This is a genomic window from Desulfomicrobium aestuarii (genome assembly GCF_055385525.1).
In genome coordinates, this window is record NZ_AP042427.1 from 3,405,010 (window position 1) to 3,426,428 (window position 21,419).

A 21,419-nucleotide genomic window follows, 5' to 3' on the forward strand; every position below is an offset into this window, starting at 1 on the left:
AGAAACAAAGGGGATGGGATGCGCATAACCTGGAAGAACGCTTGGCAGTCGGGACCCGTGGTCATCACCGTGGGCATGGACCATGGCCTGGCCCACGGCTTTATCGATGCGGTGCAGGAATTGCGCGCCGGGGATGTTTTGGATGACGGGGCCAGCCGGGTGCAGGTGGAGAGCAGGATCCGCCTTTGCCGCGAGGACGGCCTGTGCCTTGAGGCCTGGACCGGGCAAGTCGCGGGAACCGTCACGGCGGGGGAAAGGGAATGCGTCCTTTCCCGCAGCGGCTTTTCCCTGGCCTGGATCACCCTGAGCGACAAGGGGTCGCGCGGCGAGCGCGTGGACGCGAGCGGCCCCTGCATCCGCGACACCGTCGCCGGGGCGATGGAGCTGAGCCTGGCCAGGGGGGTGATCATCCCGGACGAGCCGCTCATGCTCAAGGCCGCCCTGGTCGACTGCTGCCTGAACCACGGCTTCGATCTCGTCTTCACCACGGGCGGCACCGGTGTGGGGCCGCGCGACATCACGCCCGAGGCGACCCTGCCCCTTCTGGACAAGAGACTGCCGGGCTTCGAGCGGGCCATGACCCTGGCTTCCCTGGCCAAGACCCCGCACGCCGTCATTTCCCGGGCAGTGGCCGGGACCATGGGGAAATCCCTGGTGGTCAATCTTCCGGGCAGCCCCAAGGCCGTGCGGGAAAATCTGGCGGCCATTCTTCCGGCCCTCAGGCACACGGTGGAAAAACTCCAGGGAGACCCAAGGGATTGTGGACAATAACCCCGAGCTGACACCCTCCGCCGAACTCAAAAGCTTCTTCGTCAAATTTTCCGTGATTCGTCTCGGAATCATGGTCTTTCTCCTCATGCTGGCCGTTTCCGAGATCCTGAACCTTTCGGACCGGGGCATGCGGCTGGAAGTCGACAGGGACGTCCAGTACATCCTCTTCTTCGCCTCGGGTTTCGCCCTGAGCGCCGTCTATCTCCTGGCGTCGAAGCGGTTTATCGGTTCCATGGGCCTGTTCCGCTTCCAGCTCATCGCAGACCTCTTCCTGACGACGTGGTGGATCGTGCTGACCGGCGGGTCGTTCAGCGCTTTCATGATCCTCTACATCCTGTGCCTTTTCTTTTACGGACGCATCGTCGGTTTCCAGACTATTGTCTTCTCCTCCATCGCCGTCTGGGCACTCCTGTTCCTTATTTCGTGCGTGCAGTTCTATTTTCCCGGTGCGTGGGGCCAGGTGCATATCCGTGGTTCCGATCTGGCCTACAACTACAGCCTGTTCACCCTGGCGCTCATTCTTGTGGCCTCCCTGGTCAAGCTGAGCCGCACGGCGGAAAACAGGCTGCTGCAGCGCCTCATCGAACAGGAAGGGGCTCTGCGCAGGTCCGAGGAAATCAAGTACCGCGTTTTCGACTGGCTCGACGCGGGCCTGCTGGTGGTCGACGACCACAGGCGCGTCACCAGCATCAACCAGCGGGCCCTGGACTGGCTTCCGGGCTACGACCGCAGCCGCACCATCGGCGCGCGGCTCGATTCCCTCTTCCCGGAGTTCGTTCCCTTCTGGGCGGACCGTCGCAAATCCACCCGCCGTCACATGGTCGTGAGCACGGGCCGCGACCTCGTCTTCGGCTTCAAGATGACGGAACTGCCCGAGAACCAGGGGTGGATGATCCTCTTCTCGGACATCACCGAAGTGCAGAAGATGGAACGGCAGATCAAGGAAATGGAGAAGTTGGCCAGCGTGGGCGAGCTGGCCGCCGGCCTGGCCCACGAGATGAAGAACCCTCTGGCCGGCATCAAGACGAGCCTGCAGCTTCTGCTGTCCGACGATCTGGAGAAGGACTTCTCCGAGCGACTCTCAAGGGTCATCCTGCGCGACATCGACCGCCTCGACTTCCTGCTCAAGGATTTTCTCATCTTCGCCCGCCCCCAGGCCCCAAGCCCCGACCATCTGGTTCTGGCCGAAGAGATCGAGCATGTGCTCATGCCCCTGCGCCTGCAGCATCCCCGGGTCAGGATTCGCGTCGATGTCGATGACGCCCCATGCCGCTTCGACCGCAACCAGTTTCATCAGATTCTCGTCAATCTGCTGGTCAACGCCATGCAGGCCCTGGAAGACGCGGAGGATCCCGAGATAGTCATCTCATCTTCCCGCGAAAACGGAAAAATGGTCCTCTCCATTGTCGACAATGGTCCAGGGCTGAGCCAGGAAGTCGAAGAGAAGTGCTTCGATCCCTTCGTCACCACCAAACCCGTCGGATCGGGGCTGGGTCTGGCCATCGCGCGCCGGCTCGCGGCCCAGAACGGGACCTTCATCGATCTGCAGAACAATCCCACCGGAGGGGCCAGGGCCGTCCTGGTCCAGGACGAATCATTTTTCCGCACGCGAGCGGATCAGGATGCACCGTGAACACCTACATCGCAGACCTCCACATCCATTCCCGGTTCTCGAGGGCAACGAGCAAGAACCTGACGCCGAGAAACCTGGTGGCCTGGGCCGCGGTCAAGGGCATCGACGTGCTGGCCACGGGCGACTTCACGCATCCGGGCTGGATGGAGATGATCCAGTCCCAGCTCGAACCGGGGGAGGACGGCCTCTTCCGCCTGCGCGACACCAAGGGCCTTGCGGCGGAACTGCCGTGGTATTCCGGCAACCTCGATGCGGACGGAGTGCGTTTCGTGCTCTGCACGGAGATCAGCTCCATCTACAAGCGGGGCGGCAAGGTGCGCAAAGTCCACAACCTGGTCTTCATGCCCGGCTTGGACGCGGCCCTGAGGTTCAACACCCGCCTGGCGCAGGTCGGCAACCTGGCCTCGGACGGGCGGCCCATCCTGGGGCTTGATTCGCGCGACCTCCTGGAGATGGTCCTTGAGACGGACCCGCAGGCCTTTCTCATTCCGGCCCACATCTGGACGCCCTGGTTTTCCGTCTTCGGTTCCAAATCCGGCTTCGACCGCATCGAGGACTGCTTCGGTGACCTGAGCGGCGAAATTTTCGCCTTGGAGACTGGCCTGTCGTCGGACCCCGAGATGAACTGGCTGTGGAGCGCCCTGGACCGCTTCTCCCTGGTCTCCAACTCCGATGCCCATTCGGGGGAAAAGCTCGGCCGCGAGAGTAACATCTTTTCCGGCGAGATGTCCTTTTCCGGCATGCGCCGCGCCCTGCGCCGCGAGGAGGGTGGCACGCGCTTCGAAGGCACCCTCGAATTCTATCCCGAGGAGGGGAAATACCACCTCGACGGCCACCGCAAGTGCGGGGTCATGCTGGAGCCCGCGGAGTCCGCGCGGCACAAGGGCCTGTGTCCGGTCTGCGGTAAACCCCTGACCATCGGCGTGCTGAACCGGGTCTTCGCCCTGGCGGACCGGGCCGCGCCCGTGCGGCCGGCCCACCAGCCGTCCTTCACGTCCCTGGTTCCCCTGCCGGAAATCCTCTCGGAGATCCTCGGGGCCGGGCCCGCGACCAAGAAGGTCCAGGGCATGTACAACCAGCTCATCCGGGACTTCGGCTCGGAGTTCGCCATTCTGCGCGCCGCACCCGTGGAGGACCTGCAGCGTTCCTCCAAGATGCTGGCCGAGGCCCTGCGCCGGATGCGCCAGGGGGTGGTGCACCGCCACAGCGGGTATGACGGCGAGTTCGGACGCATTTCCATGTTTTCCCCCCAGGAGCTGCTCGAATTCCGGCACGGTCGCATGCTGTCCATGGCCGCCCCGGTCGCGGAGCCCGAGGAGGTCGGGCAGCGCTGGCGCAGGACCCAGGCCCAGGCGGCGCCGAGGCGCGAGGAACCGCTGCAGGAACCGAACGAGATGCAGCTCGCGGCCATCCTGGCCGGACCCGGCCCTGTCCTGGTCCTGGCGGGGCCCGGCACGGGCAAGACCCAGACCCTCATGGGCCGGGTGCGGCACCTGCTGGACCAGGGCGCGGACCCGGCGCGCATCCTGGTCCTGACCTTCACCCGCAAAGCCGCGCGGGAGCTCAAGGACCGCCTGCAGCGCGCCTGTCCGGCCGGGGCGGCGCTGCCCAAGGCCGACACCCTGCACGCCCTGGCCCTCGAATACTGGGCCCGGGTCATGGGCGAGGCGCCCATACTGCTCTCGGAGGAATCGAGCCGCCGCCTCTTTGCCGCCGCCAACCCCGAACTGCAGGGCAAGGCCCTGAAGACGGCCTGGAACGAGCAGTCCCTGGCCCGGGAGAACGGCGTGCGCATCCCCGGCGAGCAGACCCGCCGCTACCTGGACCACAAGGCGCGCTTCAATCTGGTGGACTACACCGACCTGCTGGAATTCTGGCTCGAACACCTCCAGCTCGGACACCATGTCCCGGACTGGGACCACGTGCTGGTGGACGAGGTACAGGACCTCTCGCCCCTGCAGATCGCCCTGGTCACGGGCCTGAGCGGAAAGAGGGGGCAGGGGTTTTTCGCCATCGGCGACCCCAACCAGGCCATCTACGGCTTCCGGGGGGCCGTGCGCGACATCGAGGCGAGGCTGCGCGGCATCTGGCCCGACACGCGCAAGGTCAGGCTGGTGCGCAACTACCGCTCGTCACAGCAGATCCTCGACCTGGCCGCGAGCCTCTTTCCCGAACGCGAGTCCCTCGTGGCGCAGCTCGGGCACGGCGCGTCCATGACCCTTTTCGAGGCCCAGAGCGCCGACCAGGAGGCGGGCTGGATCGCCTCGCGCATGCGCGAACTCCTGGGGGGAACGGGCCACTGGCATGCCGACGCACACGGCGGGGCCGGGCTCTCGCCGGGCGACATCGCCGTGCTCGTGCGCCTCAAGGCCCTCATCCCGCCCATCGTCAAGGCCCTGGAGGGCGCCGGCATCCCCGTGTCCGTGCCCGAGCAGGAGCCTTTCTTCACGGACCAGCGGGTGGAGGTGGTCATGGGCATCGCCGGCAACGTGCTGGGCATGCCCGAGGCCGTGCAGCAGGAATTGCCGCCCTGTCCCGAGGCCATCGTCGAGAAGGGCCCCCTGGCCATGGCCGTGCACCTTTCGCAGACGCCCCCCTTCGACGAACTGTTCTGGAAGAGCCGGGCCTTTCTGGATCTGGTCAAGGCCCACCAGAGCTTCGGCGGTTGGCGGGGCCTGCTGAACATGGTCCGCCTGGAGACGGAGCTGTGCGCCATCAGGTCCAGAGCCCAGAAGGTCCAGGTCATGACCCTGCACGGCGCCAAGGGCCTGGAGTTCGAGGCCGTCTTCCTGCCGGGCCTGGAGGAGGGCATCCTGCCCTTTGCCGGCATGGACATGCTGCTGGGCAAGACCGTGGAGGACGGGGTGGACCTGGACGAGGAGCGGCGCCTCTTCTACGTCGGCCTGACCAGGGCCAGGTCGTCGCTCTTCATGAGCCACTGCGCCAGCCGCCGCATGTTCGGCAAGACCTTCAAGCTCGGCCTGTCCTCCCTGGTGCGCCGCCTGCCGCAGGACATGCTGCGCAAGAGCGCCATCCGCCGCCACGTCAGGAAGAGCGAGCGGCAGCTGAGCCTCTTTCCGGCCCCATGAGCTTCCGTCTGGCCGCGCCGTCATGCGTCATCCCCGACAGGGTCGGGCCCAACTGCCGCGCCCTGGCGCCCCTGGTGCGGGAGGTCGGACTCATGCTCCTCGAAACGCGGGGATGTCAGGATTACGACGACCGCGACCTGCCCCCGGACCTGCCCGATCTGGGTTTGTCCTACCATGCCCATCTGCCCGTGGACCTGCCCTGGGACTTCGGCCAGGACGCGGTCTGCGGGTCCCTGGGGGCCATCGAGCAAAAAATTGCCTTTCTGCATCCCTGCGGGTATGTGCTCCATCCTCCGCCTCCCGGGGAGCTGACCCGGCTCGTGCGCCGGCGGCCCGACCTGGCGTCGTCCCTTCGCATGGAAAACACGAGGGAGGGCGACCTGCGGGACATCTGGCCGGAAATCGAAAGCCTGGATCTGGGCGTGTGCCTGGATGTGGGGCACCTGGTCAGCTACGGCCAGGAACGCATTTTGCAAATTCCCGGATTCCTTGAGCGCGTGCGCATGCTGCACGTCTACGGCGGGGAGTCGGGCCGAGGTCACGCCGGCCTCGAAGACCTGCCCGACCCAGGCCTGCTGCGCGCCATCCTGGGTTCGGTGCGCCGGGACTGCGTGCTGGTGGCGGAGCTTTTCCGGCTGGACGCGCTGACAAGGTCCCTGGACCTGCTGCGGGCCTGGCTCGACGCATGGGGGATGGATCATGATTGAGCTGGTGCTGGGCGGCAACAAGTCCGGCAAGTCCGATTTCGGCCTGGAACTCCTGCGGGCCGCTCCGAAGCCCTGGACCCTCGTGGCCACGGGCAAGTCCCGGGATCTGGCCTTCCGGGAGCAGATCCGGGCCCATCGCCTTGACCGCGAGCCGGACATCGCGGTGCGCGAGGCCGACACGGACCTGGCCGGCGTCCTGCGCGAACTCTCGACCCTGGGTGGCGGGGTCCTGGTGGACAGCCTCGATTTCTGGATGTTCGCCCTCACGTGCCTCGACGCCGCGTCCGGCAAGGGCCGGCGCGAGGAACTGCTGGCGGCGCTTTCTTCCTGGCAGGGGGGGAAACTGGTCCTCGTCTCCACGGAGATGGGACTCGGCCCTCTGGCCTTCGACGGGACCGTGCGGGCATTTGCGCGGGACCTCGGGCAGCTCAACCGTGAAATTGCCAGCATCAGTGCAAGTGTGTATCTGGTGGTTGCCGGTCTGGCCCAAAAACTCAAGTGAGAAGGTCATGGCATATTTCAGAAAGCTGGATCCGAAGCTCGCCAAGCTTCAGGAATTGCTGAACAAGAACGAGCGCTGGCTGATCCTCATCAATGCCGACCCCGACGCCCTGGCCTCTGCACTGGCCCTGAAGCGCATCCTGGCCGGCCGCGTCGAGCAGGTGGCCATCGCCCATGTCAACGAGATCACCCGTCCGGACAACCTGGCCATGATCCGGCTCCTGCGCATCCCCACCAAGAAGCTGACGCCTCTCCTGGCCGCCCAGTACGACCGCTTCGCCCTGGTGGACTCCCAGCCCCATCACCACCCCGATTTCGCGAACATCAAGTTTTCCGTGGTCATCGACCACCACCCCAAGGTGGCCGGCACTCCCGTCGATGCCGACTACGTCGAGATCGTGTCCGAGTACGGCTCCAACTCGACCATCATGACCGAATACCTCTACAACCTGGACCTGCGGCCCGGGAAACTCCTGGCCACGGCCCTGCTCTACGGCATAAAGACCGACACCCAGAGCTTCGAGCGCGAGTTTCACGACAACGACATGAAGGCCTTCCGCTACCTGTCGAAGTTCTACAGCAGGCCGCTGCTGCACAAGATCATCCGCTCGGAGTTCCGCCTGGAGTGGCTCAAGTACTTCACCCAGGCCTTCCGCAAGATGCGGCTCATGGGCAACACAATCACCATCTTCATGGGCAAGGTCGACTCGGCCGACATCCTGGTCATCCTGGCCGACTTCTTCCTGCGCGTGCACGGCCTGTCCACGACCATGATCAGCGGCATCAGCGAGGACAAGCTGGTCGTTGTCTTCCGGGGCGACGGCCTGCGCCGCGACATGGGCAAGTTCGCCAAGCGCCTGTTCGGCGACGTGGGCTCGGCCGGCGGGCACAAGTCCATGGCCCGGGCCGAGATCCCCATGGAGAAGCTGGGCTGCCAGCACGCCAGCCAGTTCATCTGGGAGCGCCTGCACAGCAGTTCCGAGACAAAGAAAAAGAAAAAGGATCCGGAGAACGGCCAAAACGGCTCCGCCTGACGGGCCGACCTTCCCCGGACCGGAGGGCGCATGACTTTGCAGACACGGCTCGGCCTGAAGACCGAGCCCCTTTTTTTGATCGACGGCCACGCCTTCATCTACCGCGGCTTCTACGCATACCCTGATTTCAAGCGCTCGGACGGGTTCCCGACCAGCGCCATGTACATCATCTTCAAGCTCGTGCTGAAGCTCTTGCGCGAGGAGAAGCCCACGCACCTGGTCTTCGTCACCGACGGGCGAGGGCCCACCTTCCGCAACGAACTCTACCCCGACTACAAGGCCAACCGCCCGCGCATGCCCGAAGGCCTGGCCGCACAGCTGGAGCCCCTCAAGAACGGCCTGCGCCTTCTGGGCGTCCCCGTGCTGGAGGCCCAGGGCTGCGAGGCCGACGACTGCATCGCCTCCCTGGCCGAACGCTTCAAGGACCGGCGCAGCATCGTCATCGTCGGCGCGGACAAGGACCTGCGCCAGTGCCTGGACGAGGATGTGGTCATGTGGGACCCGGCCCAGGGCAAGGAGAAGATCATCACCCTCGGCGACTTCACGCAGGAGACGGGCCTCACCCCCGGCCAGTGGCCCGACTTCCAGGCCATGACCGGCGACTCCGCCGACAACATCCCGGGCATCCCCAAGGTCGGTCCCAAGACGGCCATGGGCTTCCTGCGCCGCTTCCCGAGCCTGAACCTGCTGAAGGACAATTTCGACCGCCTCACGGCCAAGGAGCAGACCCTGCTCGGCCCGCACATGGATCAGGCCTTCGTCTACCGGCAGCTGACCACGTTACGCACGGACGTGTGTACGGAGTACGGCCTGGAAGACCTGGCCGTAGGGCGGGTGGACGACGCGGCCCTGGAGTTCTTCAGGGAATACGAGTTCCGCTCCCTGCTGTCCGATTTTCAGTCGCTGACCGGAACGAAGGCCAAGCCTGCGGCGGCAGGCGGAGGTTCGTCCGAGGCTCCGGAGCCCGAGGCCCCCTCCCGGACGCCGCGGGTCGAACCCCGCGTGGTTTCGGAACTGGGACCCATGGCCGGCCGCGAGGTGGGTCTTTTCGGCGAGTCCGGCCGCTGGATCCTGGGCACGGACGTCAGCGAACTGCTTTTCATGGGGCGGGACGCGGAGCTGGGCCGGGCCCTGACCGGGGCGCGCGTGCACGTGACGTCCTACAAGACCCTGCTGGAGTTGGGTCGCCCCGACCTCTCGGGCTGCGCCGAAGTCTTCGACATCGAGCTGGCCGCCTACCTGCTGAGCCCCGAGGAACGGAACTATTCCCTTGAGCGCATTCGTGACGGCCTGGGCGAGGAGATCGAGGTCCACCCCGAGAATCTGGGGCAGACCGCGCTGGCCGTGGGCAGGGTGCTGCGGTCGCGCCTGGCCGGGTCGGAGCTGCTCGGGCTTCTCAAGGGCCTGGAGCAGCCCCTGACCGAGGTCCTGGTGCGCATGCAGCGTCGCGGCATCCGCATCGAACAGGCCAAGTTCCGCGATTTCCTGGACATGGTGCAGGCCGAGCTGGACCGGCTGACCCTGCGGATCCACGACCAGGCCGGCGGGGAGTTCAACATCCGCTCCAGCCAGCAGCTGGCCGACGTCCTGTTTTCGAAGCTGGGCCTCAAAAGCAAACAGAAGACCCCGGGCGGCGCCCAGTCCACCTCCAGCGCCGTGCTGGATGGCCTGGTCGGTCAGCACCCCATCGTCGACGACATCCAGGAGTACCGGATGTACGAGAAGCTGCGTTCGACGTACCTTGAGCCCCTGCCGCAGCTGGCCGACGCCGAGGGGCGAATCCACACGACCTTCAACCAGCTGGCCACGGCCACGGGCCGTCTTTCCAGCAGCAATCCCAATCTGCAGAACATCCCCATCCGCGGCAGCCTCGGGCCGCGCATGCGGTCCTGCTTCGTGGCCGCGCCGGGCAAGATGCTCGTGGCCGCGGACTACTCACAGATCGAGCTAAGGGTTCTGGCGCACATGTCCGGCGACCCGACCCTCCTGGACGCCTTTGCCGCGGGCGACGACATCCATGCCCGCACGGCCAAGATCCTGTTCGACAAGGCCGAGGTCACGCCCGACGAGCGGCGCAAGGCCAAGACCATCAACTTCGGCCTGCTGTACGGCATGGGGCCGCAGAAACTCGGCCGGGAGCTCGGCATCAGCCTCAAGGAGGCCAAGGAGTTCATCGAGGTCTACTTCAGCAAGCTGTCCCGCGTGCGGCAGTTCTACGAGGAGATCGAGGAGGGCGCCAGGGCGCTCGGCTACGTGACCACCCTGGCCGGGCGGCGGCGCATGCTGCCCGACATCAACTCGCGCAACGTCAACCTGGCCCAGCAGGCCAGGCGCATGGCCATCAACACCGTGGTCCAGGGATCGGCCGCCGACATCATCAAAAAGGCCATGCTCGAAGTGGACAAGAGCAGGGTTATTGGCGAATTAGGCGCGAGCCTGATCCTGCAGATCCACGACGAACTTTTGCTGGAAGCCCCGCAGGACGCGGCCCGTGAGGTCGGCCAGGCCGTGGCCGCCGTAATGGGCTCGGTCTACGACCTGTCCGTGCCGCTGGCCGTGGACTGGGGCGTCGGCGCGGACTGGAGCGAGGCGCACAAGTAACCATTAATTTTCATTGGAAATACGGACATGCTGAACAAACTTCGATTGCTGACGCCCGGGCCGACACCCTTGCCCGAAGAGGTCCGCCTGGCCCTGGCCAAGGACATGATCCATCACCGCAAGCAGGACTTCGTGCGCGTCATGGAGCGCATCCAGCCCGGCCTGCAGTACCTCTTCGGCACCACGCAGCAGGTCCTGCCCCTGTCCTGCTCGGGCACCGGGGCCATGCACGCGGCCGTGACCAATCTCTTCGCCCCGGGCGAGAAGGTGCTTGTGGTCGAGGGCGGCAAGTTCGGGGAGCGCTGGCGCGAGATCGCCGAGTCCCAGGGGCTGGCGGTCACCTCCCTGGTGACGGAGAACGGACACGCCATCACGGATGCGGCCGTGCGGGAGGCCCTGGACGCCGACCCGTCCATCGCCGCCGTGCTGGTGCAGGCTTCGGAGACCTCCACGGGCGTGCTGCACCCCGTGCGTGAACTGGGGGCCGTGACCAGGGACAGAAACGTCCTCCTGGTGGTGGACGGCATCTCGGCCGTGGGCATCTCGCCCTGCCCCATGGACGCCTGGGGCGTGGACTGCCTGCTCACGGGCTCCCAGAAGGGGCTCATGCTGCCTCCGGGCCTGGCCCTGCTGTCCCTGAGCGCGCGGGCCTGGGACAAGGTGCGCGCCGTGGGGCCCAAGAACTTCTATTTCAACCTGCTGGCCGAGCGCGACAAGAGCCTGGCCAACCAGACGCTGTTCACCTCTGCCGTGAACCTGCTGCAGGGCCTGGCCGTGAGCCTGGACCTGTTCCGCGAGCAGACCCTGGAGGGCGTGTTCCGCAAGCAGTGGGCCATGACGGCCATGGTCCGGGCCGGTGCGGCGAGCATGGGCCTGGAGCTGCTGGCCAAAACGCATTTTACCTGGGGCCTGACGTCCATCCGGATGCCCGCCGGCATCGACAGCTCCCTGGTGCTGAAGGCCGCGGCAGAGCGCTGCGGCGTGGTCATGGCCGGTGGCCAGGGCGAGTTGAAGAAGTGCGTGGTCCGCCTGGGCCACATGGGGCACGTGGACTGGGCCGACGCCCTGGCCGGCCTGCACGCCCTGAAGGTCGGGCTCGCCGCGGCCGGCGGCTACAGCGCCGCCAGGTCGTACATGGAAGATGCCATGGCCGCCTACGACGAGGCCCTGGAAGAGGGATACCCCGGAATGAAGGCCTGAAGGAGACGTTATGAGCGAAGAGAAGAAAACTGAATACGAAGACCTGACCTGCGGCTGCCCGGAGCTGCCGCAGCTGGATTTCGCCACGTTCGTGCTGTCCATGAGCTCGTCGGCCCTGGTGCATCTGGGCGAGGTGCCGGAGCCCGAGACGGGCCATATGATGGAGAACCTGCTGGCGGCCAAGCAGACCATCGACATCCTGTGCATGCTCCAGGACAAGACCAGGGGCAACCTGACGGACCAGGAAGCCCGACTGCTCAAGGACATGCTTTTCGAACTGAGAATGAAATACGTGCAGAAGGCGAAATAGGAGAACGGGCATGGCAAAGCGCGTCGGACTGGTCGGGGTGACCGGCTACACGGGAATGGAACTGACCCGCATCCTGCTGGATCACCCGGGGCTGCAGCTGACCCAGGTCACCTCCCGCAAGGAGGCCGGTCAGCCCCTGCGGAAGATTTATCCCTTCCTGCAGGGCACGGAATTGGGGGACCTGCAGATCACAGCGCCGGACAGCTCGTACCTGGCCGAGAACTGCGACCTGGTCTTCCTGGCCGTCCCCCACGGCACGGCCATGGAGATGGCCGCCGAGCTGCGGGAGAAGGGGGCCAGGGTCGTGGATCTTAGCGCCGATTTCCGCCTGCGCGACCGCGAGGTCTACGAGAGCTGGTACGGCGTGACGCATACCCGCGAGGCCCTGCTGCCCGAGGCCGTCTACGGCCTGCCGGAACTCTACGCCGAAAAGATCGCCGGCGCCTCCCTGGTGGCCAACCCGGGATGCTACCCGACCTCGGCCATCCTGGCCCTGTACCCGGCCCTGCAGGCCGGCCTCGTCTCGGCCGAGGACCTGGTCATCGACTCCAAGTCCGGAACCACCGGCGCCGGGCGAAAGGCGGCCGTGGGCACGCTCTTCTGCGAGGTCTCGGACACCTTCCGGGCCTACAACCTGACCAAGCACCGCCACACCCCGGAGATCGAGCAGGAGCTGGGTCTGGCCGCGGGTCGGGACATCCGCCTGTCCTTCAACACGCACCTTCTGCCCATCAACCGCGGCATCCTGACCACGGCCTACGCCAAGCTCTCGCCGGGCGCGGGGCCTGAAGAGATTCGCGCCTGCTACGAGCGCTTCTATGCCGGGAAGAAGTGGGTCCGCCTGCTGCCCGCCGGGACCCTGCCCGAGACCAGATGGGTGCGCGGCACCAACTTCTGCGACATCGGCCTGGTCACGGACCCGCGCACGGACCGTCTCATCGCGCTCTCGGCCATCGACAATCTCTGCCGCGGGGCGTCGGGCCAGGCCGTGGCCAACGCGAACCTCATGCTCGGACTGGCCGAGGATGCGGGATTGCCCAGGGCCGCCCTCATGCCGTAGGCACGGACATGACCGAAAGCGAACCCGAAAAGCTCTACGACCGGATCTTCGTCGCCCGCCAGCCCATCTTCGGCGCGGACATGAAGGTCTGGGGCTACGAACTCCTCTTCCGGCACGGCGACACGCAGGCGGCCGCCATCACCGACGGCGACCAGGCCACGACCCAGGTCATCGCCGACGGGTTCACCCTGGCCTCGCGCGGCATGCGCAAGGGGGCAAGGGCATTGGTCAATTTCCCGCGCAACGTGCTCGTCGGCGCGGCGGCCTTCGTGCTCCCTCCCGAGCGCTGCGTGGTGGAGATACTGGAGACGGTGGAGCCCGAGGCCGAGGTCATGGAGGCCTGTCGGGAGCTCAAGAGGCGCGGCTACACCCTGGCCCTGGACGACTTCGTCGGGCAGCCCGGGTTCGAGCCCCTGTGCGAGGTCGCGGACATCGTCAAGGTCGACATCCTGCACAAGAAGCCGGCCGAGGTCATGGACATCGTCAAGGGTCTGCGCCCCTACAAGGCGCGGCTCCTGGCCGAGAAGGTCGAGAACCTCGACATGTTCACGGTCTGCAAGCGCCTCGGGTTCACCTATTTCCAGGGGTATTTCTTCAGCAGGCCCGAGATCATTCCCGGCCGCAAGCTCTCCGCCAGCCAGACGACGAAGATCAAGATCCTGAAGGAACTGAACCAGGCGGACACGGAGCAGGACAGGCTGGTCGAGATCATCCAGACGGACCTCTCCATCTCCTACCGCCTCCTGCAGTACATAAACTCGGCCCGCTTCGGCCTCAGGGGCAAGATCGAGTCCATCCAGCGGGCCGTGAACATGCTCGGCCGGCAGAATCTGCGCCAGTGGCTGCAGGTCATCATCCTGTCCGACATGAACAGCACGGACAAAGCCCAGGAACTGGTGCGCATCTCCGTGCGGCGAGGTCGGTTCCTGCAGCTCCTGGCGGCCGACCGGCCGACCCCCTTCGGCTCCGACAGCATGTTCCTGCTGGGCTTTTTCTCCGTCCTGGACGCCATCCTCGACCAGTACATGGACCAGCTGCTGGAGGAGATTTCCCTCGATGCCGACATCAAGGCCGCCCTGACCGACCCCAAGAACCCGGCCGCGGTCTGGCTCGGGCTCCTCGACGAACTCGACCGCGGCAACTGGGGGCGGCTCGAAGCCAGGGCCGCTGCCATGGGCATCCCCATGGACCTGGTGGACCGGGCTTCCATCGACGCGGCGGCCTGGACCGACGAGGTCATGGGCGGGGCGTTTTAAGGGCCGCGGCTTGAAAATGATCCCGGGCAACTGTAAGGACAACTCTGGAACCCCATGATGGAAGAGCAGTACCCGGAACAACTCTACGACAAGATCTGTGTCGCCAGGCACCCCATCTTCACCGCGGACATGCAGGTGTGGGGGTACGAGCTGCTTTTCCGCCACCAGGAGGACATCCAGTCGGCCGTCTTCACGGACGGCGACCAGGCCACCAGCCAGATCATCGCCGACGGCTTCAGCCTGGCCGCTCCGGGGCTGCGCAAGGGCTCCAAGGCGCTCATCAATTTTCCGCGCAACGTCCTTGTGGGCGCGGCCCCCTACGTGCTCCCGCCCGAACGCTGCGTGGTGGAGATTCTGGAGTCGGTCCGGCCCGAGCCCGAGGTCATCCAGGCCTGCCACGAGCTGAAGAAGCGGGGCTACGTCCTGGCCCTGGACGACTACGAGGGCGCCCCGGGCCTCGAACCCCTGTGCGAGCTGGTGGACATCATCAAGGTCGACATCCTGCACAAGTCACCGAAAGAGGTCCGGACCATCGTCGAGGGGGCCTCGCGATACAAGGCGGCCCTCCTGGCCGAGAAGGTCGAGACCCACGACATCTTCAAGGTCTGCAAGAATCTCGGCTTCACCTATTTCCAGGGTTTCTTCTTCAACCGCCCCGAGATCATTCCCGGCCGCAAGCTCTCGGCCAGCCAGGTCACGAAGCTCAAGCTCCTGAAGGAGCTGGGCGCCCTGGACACGAACCCCGACCGTCTGGTGGAGATCATCCAGACGGACCTGTCCATCTCCTACCGCCTGCTCAAATACATCAACTCGGCCTTCTTCGGCCTGCAGGTCGAGGTCACGTCCATCCCCCGCGCCGTGGCAATGCTCGGCTGCCAGAACATGCGCCAGTGGCTGCAGGTGGTCATCCTCTCGGACATGAACACCACGGACAAGGCCCAGGAACTGGTCCGCATTTCCGTGCAGCGGGCCCGCTTCCTGCAGCTGCTGTCCATGCGCCACCCCACCCCCTTCGACCAGGACAGCATGTTCCTGATGGGCTTTTTCTCGCTGCTGGACGCCATCCTGGACCAGTCCATGTCGACGGTGCTGGAGGAGATCCCGCTGGATCCCGCCCTGAAGAAGGCGTTGGTCGACCCGGCCAGCGCCGACTCGAAGTGGATCGGGCTGCTCGACGAAATCGACCGCTGCAACTGGGCCAGGCTGAACGGCAAGGCCGCGCAGATGGGGCTGTCCATGGCGCTCATCAGCAGGCTGTCCGCCGAGGCCACGGCCTGGGCCAACGAGGTGCTGACCTGAAACGCAGCACCCCCAACCCGACACGGCCCGGCCACGTGCCGTCCCACCGGAAACCCCATGCCTGAGATGCAGTTCCCGCCAGTCCTCTTCCATGCCGCGGCCCTCATCCTGGGCCTGTGCCTGGGCAGCTTCTACAACGTCTGCGTCCACCGCTACCTCACGGGGCAGTCCGTGATCAGCCCCGGCTCACACTGTCCGGCCTGCGGGCACGTCCTGTCCTGGTGGGAGAACATCCCGGTCCTGTCCTACGTGCTGCTGGGCGCCAAATGCCGGTCCTGCAAGGGGGGCATCCACTGGCGCTACCCGGCCGTGGAGCTCCTGTCCGGCGTGCTCTCCCTGCTGTTCGCCCTGAAATTCGGCCCCTCCCTGCAGTGGGCCGTGTACATGGTCTTTCTGGGCATCTTCCTGGTGGCCAGCTTCATCGATCTCGACTCCTTCATCCTGCCGGACATCCTGACCTGGCCGGCGGCCGCCCTGGCCCTGACAACCCCGCTCTACCTGCCCGTGGACTGGCTGGAAACGGCGCTGGGGAGCCTCTTCGGGGCGGGCGTCTTCCTGCTGCTGCAGCAGGCCTACCTGCGCCTGCGCGGCCTCGACGCCCTGGGCACGGGGGACATCAAGCTGATGCTCAGCCTCGGCGCCTTGACCGGCCTGTCCCGCCTCCCCCTCATGATCCTGCTCGCCGCGGTCTCGGCCCTGCTCGTGGCCGTGGTCTACATGCGCAGGCCCGATGCGCAGGGCATGCGCACGGCCGTGCCGTTCGGCCCCTTCCTCTGCCTCGGGGCGGTGCTGACGCTGCTCTGGGGCGACGCGATCCTGGACTGGATTCTCTTCCTGTAACGACTGCATGTGCGGTTTGCGGCGCTGTTGCGGTCCTGGCGCGTCCTCAAGTGAGTTGATCAATCAATGTATTGGTTGGTTGATTAATGTATGTGCGGACGAAAAGAAGATTGCTCGGTTGATCAAATAAGCGCTTTTATATTGACCTTTTGCCCCTCTTTTGGATAGCCAAACCTGTTGCAAAAATCCCAAGGATTTTTGTTCACATTCTCCTTGTTACTGCTCTTTCCGTGGGAAGTAGTCAGCCGGTTCAGCCGGCTGAACTTATACTGGCGTCTATGGTGACTGGACAAAATTGCAAGGAGGTTTTTTGCCTATGCTAGCCCCGCAACTGATAGGGATTAGCATCGCCCTGCCGTTCATCGCGGCAGTGTTGTGTCTGATCAATGTCAAACCCCTGAGGTCCGCGCTGGTTATCGGAACCGGCGTGGTCGTCTCCGTCGCATCGCTTGCGCTGGTGCAGTCGGGGGCGATTTCCTTCACGCCCGAGAGTTTTCTCGGGATCAACCCCGACGGCCTGATCGCCATCCTCGATTTCGCGCTCCTGTTCGTCATCCTCGGCATAGCCTACCGGATGAAGAACAAGCTCATCGCCGTCCTGACCCTGCTGCAGATCGTGCCCCTGGCCTTTCTCGAGCTGTTCATGAACCCCGGCGAGAACATGGGGCCCGCGATCTACGTGGACCAGTTCTCCATGATCATGTGCATGGTCATCTCCATCGTCGGGTCGCTCATCTGCGTGTACGGCCTGGCCTACATGAAGGAGCACGAGCACCATCTGAAGCTGGCCACGTCCCGGCAGGGGCGCTTCTTTTTCTTCATGGTCCTGTTCCTGGGCGCCATGAACGGGCTGGTCTTCTCCAACAACCTGCTGTGGCTGTATTTCTTCTGGGAAGTGACGACGTTCTGCTCGTTCATGCTCATCAAGCATGACGACACCGAGATCGCGGTCAAGAACGCCACCCGCGCCCTGTGGATGAACATGCTGGGCGGCGTGGCCTTCGTCCTGGCGCTGGTCATCTTCCGCTCCCAGGGCCTGCCCCTGTCCCTGCAGGAGATCATCACCGCGGAATCCGCCTCCAAGCTGATCCTGCTTCCCGTGGGCCTTTTGTGCTTCGCCGGCTTCACCAAGGCCGCCCAGCTTCCCTTCCAGAGCTGGCTGTGCGGCGCCATGGTCGCACCGACGCCCATCTCCGCGCTGCTGCACTCGAGCACCATGGTCAAGGCGGGCGTGTACCTGGTCATCCGCCTGGCCCCGGCCTTCGCCGGCACCGTCTTCAGCAACTACGTGGCCCTGTTCGGCGCCGTGACCTTCCTGGGCGCCGCCGTCCTGGCCCTGTCCCAGAGCAACGGCAAGAAGATCCTGGCCTACTCGACCATCAGCAACCTCGGCATGATCGTGGCCTGCGCGGGCATCAACACGCCTGCGGCCATGGCCGCGGCCGTGCTCCTGATCGTCTTCCACGCCATCTCCAAGGCCCTCATGTTCCTGTGCGTCGGCACCATCGAGCAGCACATCGGCAGCCGCGACATCGAGGACATGCGCGGCCTGATCAATGTCATGCCCCGCACGACCATGGTCGCCGTCATCGGCATCGTGACCATGTTCCTGCCGCCCTTCGGCGCCCTGCTGTCCAAGTGGATGGCCGTCGAAGCCTCGGCCCACCTGCCGCTGGTCGTGCTCATGCTGGCCGTCGGGTCGGCCCTGACCATGGTCTTCTGGGGCCGCTGGCTTGGCCTGCTCATGACCTCCGTGGTGCCGGACAAGGCGCCCCTGGCCGAAAGCCAGCCCTGCCTGACCCGCCTGCCGCTCCTGACTCTGGCCGTGGCCGCGGTCCTGATCAGCTTCGTGGCCCCGGGCCTCTACACCTCCATGGTGCTGCCGGTCCTGGAGCGCTTCTACGACACCGACCTCTACATCGCGGCCCGCGGCGTTATCTCCAACAACATCGGCATGTTCGCACTGTACCCGGTGTTCGTGGTCATGACCCTGGGCGTCATCTACGCGGTGCGCGCCTCATCCTCCAAGCGCCTCATCAAGCGCGGCAACTACGTCACGCCGTACGTGTGCGGCCTGCAGGACCCCGGCGATTCGCGCAAACTCGGCTTCAAGGGCCCCCTTGGCGTATGGGCCGACTTCAAGACCACGAACTGGTACATGGAAAGCCTCATTGGCGAATCCCGGATCACCGGTTGGATCAACCTGGTCGCCATCGGCATTCTGATCATCTTGCTGGCGGGGGTGTTCTAAATGGACTTCAAGACAATTAGCTTCGTCATCCTGGCAATCATCCTGGCACCTCTCGCCGGCGGCCTGCTGGCCGGCATCGACCGCCGCCTCACCGCCTGGTTCCAGGGCCGTTTCGGGCCGCCGATCCTGCAGCCCTTCTACGACGTCATCAAGCTGCTGGGCAAAGAGCCCCAGGTGGTCAACTACTGGCAGATCTTCTGCGTGCACATCTACCTGATCGCCTCGATCCTCTGCGTGGCCCTCTTCGCCATGCAGGCCGACCTGCTCATGATCTTCTTCGTCATGACCATCGGCGCGGTGTTCATGGTCGTGGGCGCCCTGGCCGTGCCGTCGCCCTATTCCCAGCTCGGCGCCCAGCGCGAGCTGATCCAGATGCTGACCTACGAACCGCTTCTGATCATCGTCTTCGTCGGCATCTACTTCGTCACCGACAGCTTCAAGATCGCCGACATCCTGGCCTACGATCGTCCGATCTTCCTCGCGCTCCCGCTTCTGTACCTCGTGCTGACCTTCGCGCTGACCATCAAGCTGCGCAAGTCGCCCTTCGACATCTCGGCCAGCCACCATGCCCACCAGGAACTGGTGCGCGGCGTGCTGACCGAATACTCCGGGCCCTATCTGGCCATTCTGGAAATCGCCCACTGGTACGACATCGTGCTCATCCTGGCCATCTGCAGCCTGTTCTGGAGCACGAGCTGGATCGGCCTGGTGATCCTGCTGGCCGTGACCTACATGGCCGAGATCATCATCGACAACGTGACGCCCAGAATGACGTGGAAATGGATGCTGACCTACGTGTGGGCAGTGGGCATCAGCTTGTCCTTCTTCAACATGGCGCTTCTGTACGCCAAGTCCTTCTAAGTACCAACGGAGTTCAGATATGGGCTTTTTTCAAGATCTGCTGCACACATCCCGGGTGAAGTCCCCGTGGCTCATCCATTTCGATTGCGGGAGCTGCAACGGGTGCGACATCGAGGTGCTGGCCTGCCTCACCCCGGTGTACGATGTCGAACGCTTCGGCATCCTGAACATCGGCAACCCCAAGCACGCCGACATCCTTGTCGTCTCCGGAACGGTCAACCCCAGAAACGCCAAGGCACTGAAAAACATCTACGACCAGATGCCCGACCCCAAGGCCGTCATCGCCATCGGCGCGTGCGGCACCTCGGGCGGCGTGTTCCGCGAGGCGTACAACGTCGTGGGCGGCGTGGACAAGGTCATCCCGGTGGATGTCTACGTCCCCGGCTGTCCCTCCAAGCCCGAGGCCATCATCGACGGCGTGGTCCTGGCCCTGGAGAAGCTCAAGAAGCGCCGGCCCGAGAAGGATACGGAGCCTCTGGTGGCCGACCTCAAGAAGGCCAGGGAGTTTTACGAAAACCGCGAAGATCGTCAGGTCACGAGGTAAGATATGGCATTTGAAACGATGAATCTGGTGAAGGGGCAGCTCTCTTCCGAGGTGCTGGCTCTCAAGAACAAGGGGTACCGCTTCGTGACCATGACCTGCGTCGATCTGGGCGACAGCTTCGACCTGCTGTACCACTTCGACCTGGACCTGAAGCTGACGCACCTGCGCCTGAACGTGGCCAAGGCGGACAGGGTGGTGCCGAGCATTTCCGGCATCTATTTCGCCGCCCTGGTCATCGAGAACGAGACCCAGGACCATTTCGGCATCACGTTCGACGGCCTGGCCCTCGATTTCGGCGGGCATTTCTACCTGGAGGAGGAAGTGAAGAAGTTCCCCTTCTGCAAGTTCACGGTCAACAAGGCCGAATCAGCCGGGGAGGGAGCATAGCATGGCGACCATAGTACCTTTCGGCCCCCAGCACCCGGTTCTGCCCGAACCGCTGCATCTGAAGCTCGTCCTCGAGGACGAGATCGTCAAGGAAGCCCTGCCGACCCTGGGCTACGTGCACCGCGGCCTGGAGACCCTGGCCTCAATCCGTGACATGGACCAGATGGTCCAGATCGTCGAGCGCGTGTGCGGCATCTGCAGCTGCATCCACGCCCACACCTACTGCATGTGCATCGAGGGCCTGATGGGCATCGAGGTCCCGCAGCGCGCGGACTTCCTGCGCGTCGTCTGGTCCGAGCTGCACCGCATGCATTCGCACCTGCTGTGGCTGGGCCTGCTGGCCGACGCCTTCGGCATGGAGAGCATGTTCATGCACGCCTGGCGCATCCGCGAGCGCGTCATGGACGTCATGGAGGCCACGGCCGGCAACCGCGTCATCATCTCCGTCAACAAGATCGGCGGCGTGCGCCGCGACATGAGCCCCGAGCAGCTGCGCTGGGTCCTGCAGGTCGTCGACGAGCTGGAGACGGAACTGGACAAGATCAAGGCCGTCCTGACCAACGACTACACCGTCAAGAAGCGCACCGTGGGCGTCGGCGTGTTGACGTACCAGCAGGCCTACGAGCTGGGGGCGGCCGGCCCGCAGCTGCGCGGCTCGGGCGTGGCCCAGGACATGCGCATGACGGGCTACGGAGCCTACAAATACATCGACTTCGCCCCGGTGGTGGAGAAGGACGGCGACAGCTGGGCACGGACCATGGTCCGCTTCCGCGAGCTGTACCAGTCCATCGACATCGTGCGCCAGCTCATCTCCAAGATCCCGGACGGCGAGATCGCCGCCAAGGTCAAGGGCAAGCCCACGGGCGAGATCGTCTGCCGTTCCGAACAGCCCCGCGGCGAACTGATGTACTACGTCAGGGCGACCGGGGACAAGTATCTGGACCGCGTCCGCATCCGTACCCCCACATTCGCCAACGTGCCGCCGCTCTTGGCGATGCTCCCCGGCTGCGAAATGGCCGACGTGCCGATTATCGCTCTGTCCATCGATCCCTGCATCAGCTGTACGGAACGTTAA

Annotated in this window: 18 protein-coding genes; all 18 read left to right on the plus strand. The window is 64.9% G+C overall.

Going from position 1 to position 21,419, the window contains the following annotated elements:
- Positions 1-18: 18 nt before the first annotated feature.
- The 18 genes from ACZ5AC_RS15680 to ACZ5AC_RS15765 all read left to right on the plus strand — a co-directional run bounded on the left by ACZ5AC_RS15680 (position 19) and on the right by ACZ5AC_RS15765 (position 21,419).
- Positions 19-771: a MogA/MoaB family molybdenum cofactor biosynthesis protein gene (locus tag ACZ5AC_RS15680; RefSeq protein ID WP_464248507.1), complete on the plus strand. Its 753-nt coding sequence runs from the start codon at positions 19-21 to the stop codon at positions 769-771.
- Complete coding sequence (locus ACZ5AC_RS15685; protein ID WP_464248508.1) at positions 761-2,404, plus strand: sensor histidine kinase; 1,644 nt, start codon at positions 761-763, stop codon at positions 2,402-2,404. The genes ACZ5AC_RS15680 and ACZ5AC_RS15685 overlap by 11 nt, the downstream gene beginning before the upstream one ends.
- The gene (locus ACZ5AC_RS15690) at positions 2,401-5,493 is read left to right on the plus strand and encodes a UvrD-helicase domain-containing protein (RefSeq protein ID WP_464248509.1); all 3,093 of its coding nucleotides are present in this window, start codon (positions 2,401-2,403) and stop codon (positions 5,491-5,493) included. Before ACZ5AC_RS15685 ends, ACZ5AC_RS15690 begins: the two co-directional genes overlap by 4 nt.
- Entirely contained in the window at positions 5,490-6,200 is a 711-nt protein-coding gene (gene cbiR, locus ACZ5AC_RS15695; protein WP_464248510.1) for a cobamide remodeling phosphodiesterase CbiR, read from the plus strand. Before ACZ5AC_RS15690 ends, cbiR begins: the two co-directional genes overlap by 4 nt.
- Positions 6,193-6,702: a bifunctional adenosylcobinamide kinase/adenosylcobinamide-phosphate guanylyltransferase gene (locus ACZ5AC_RS15700; RefSeq protein WP_464248511.1), complete on the plus strand. Its 510-nt coding sequence runs from the start codon at positions 6,193-6,195 to the stop codon at positions 6,700-6,702. The genes cbiR and ACZ5AC_RS15700 overlap by 8 nt, the downstream gene beginning before the upstream one ends.
- A 7-nt stretch (positions 6,703-6,709) precedes the next feature.
- The gene (locus ACZ5AC_RS15705) at positions 6,710-7,735 is read left to right on the plus strand and encodes a DHH family phosphoesterase (RefSeq protein WP_464248512.1); all 1,026 of its coding nucleotides are present in this window, start codon (positions 6,710-6,712) and stop codon (positions 7,733-7,735) included.
- A 30-nt stretch (positions 7,736-7,765) separates the two neighbouring features.
- On the plus strand, positions 7,766-10,336 hold the full coding sequence (polA, locus tag ACZ5AC_RS15710) for a DNA polymerase I (RefSeq protein WP_464248513.1): 2,571 nt from the start codon (positions 7,766-7,768) through the stop codon (positions 10,334-10,336).
- A gap of 27 nt (positions 10,337-10,363) precedes the next feature.
- On the plus strand, positions 10,364-11,536 hold the full coding sequence (locus ACZ5AC_RS15715; RefSeq protein ID WP_464248514.1) for a pyridoxal-phosphate-dependent aminotransferase family protein: 1,173 nt from the start codon (positions 10,364-10,366) through the stop codon (positions 11,534-11,536).
- A 10-nt stretch (positions 11,537-11,546) separates the two neighbouring features.
- A complete protein-coding gene (locus tag ACZ5AC_RS15720; protein ID WP_464248515.1) occupies positions 11,547-11,846 on the plus strand; it encodes a DUF1844 domain-containing protein in 300 nt (99 codons plus the stop codon).
- A gap of 10 nt (positions 11,847-11,856) precedes the next feature.
- Positions 11,857-12,906 (plus strand): N-acetyl-gamma-glutamyl-phosphate reductase, encoded by a 1,050-nt coding sequence (argC, locus tag ACZ5AC_RS15725; RefSeq protein ID WP_464248516.1) that lies wholly within the window; start codon positions 11,857-11,859, stop codon positions 12,904-12,906.
- Positions 12,907-12,914: 8 nt separating this feature from the next.
- Entirely contained in the window at positions 12,915-14,162 is a 1,248-nt protein-coding gene (locus tag ACZ5AC_RS15730; RefSeq protein WP_464248517.1) for an EAL and HDOD domain-containing protein, read from the plus strand.
- A gap of 54 nt (positions 14,163-14,216) precedes the next feature.
- Complete coding sequence (locus ACZ5AC_RS15735; RefSeq protein ID WP_464248518.1) at positions 14,217-15,461, plus strand: EAL and HDOD domain-containing protein; 1,245 nt, start codon at positions 14,217-14,219, stop codon at positions 15,459-15,461.
- A 57-nt stretch (positions 15,462-15,518) separates the two neighbouring features.
- Complete coding sequence (locus ACZ5AC_RS15740) at positions 15,519-16,301, plus strand: prepilin peptidase (RefSeq protein ID WP_464248519.1); 783 nt, start codon at positions 15,519-15,521, stop codon at positions 16,299-16,301.
- 316 nt (positions 16,302-16,617) lie between these two features.
- On the plus strand, positions 16,618-18,552 hold the full coding sequence (locus tag ACZ5AC_RS15745; protein ID WP_464248520.1) for an NADH-quinone oxidoreductase subunit 5 family protein: 1,935 nt from the start codon (positions 16,618-16,620) through the stop codon (positions 18,550-18,552).
- Positions 18,553-19,413 carry a respiratory chain complex I subunit 1 family protein gene (locus ACZ5AC_RS15750; RefSeq protein WP_464248521.1) on the plus strand — a complete coding sequence of 287 codons (861 nt, stop codon included), beginning with the start codon at positions 18,553-18,555 and terminating at the stop codon, positions 19,411-19,413.
- 19 nt (positions 19,414-19,432) lie between these two features.
- A complete protein-coding gene (locus ACZ5AC_RS15755; protein ID WP_464248522.1) occupies positions 19,433-19,957 on the plus strand; it encodes an NADH-quinone oxidoreductase subunit B family protein in 525 nt (174 codons plus the stop codon).
- Positions 19,958-19,960: 3 nt separating this feature from the next.
- Complete coding sequence (locus ACZ5AC_RS15760) at positions 19,961-20,344, plus strand: NADH-quinone oxidoreductase subunit C (RefSeq protein ID WP_464248523.1); 384 nt, start codon at positions 19,961-19,963, stop codon at positions 20,342-20,344.
- Position 20,345: 1 nt separating this feature from the next.
- Entirely contained in the window at positions 20,346-21,419 is a 1,074-nt protein-coding gene (locus tag ACZ5AC_RS15765; RefSeq protein ID WP_464248524.1) for a hydrogenase large subunit, read from the plus strand.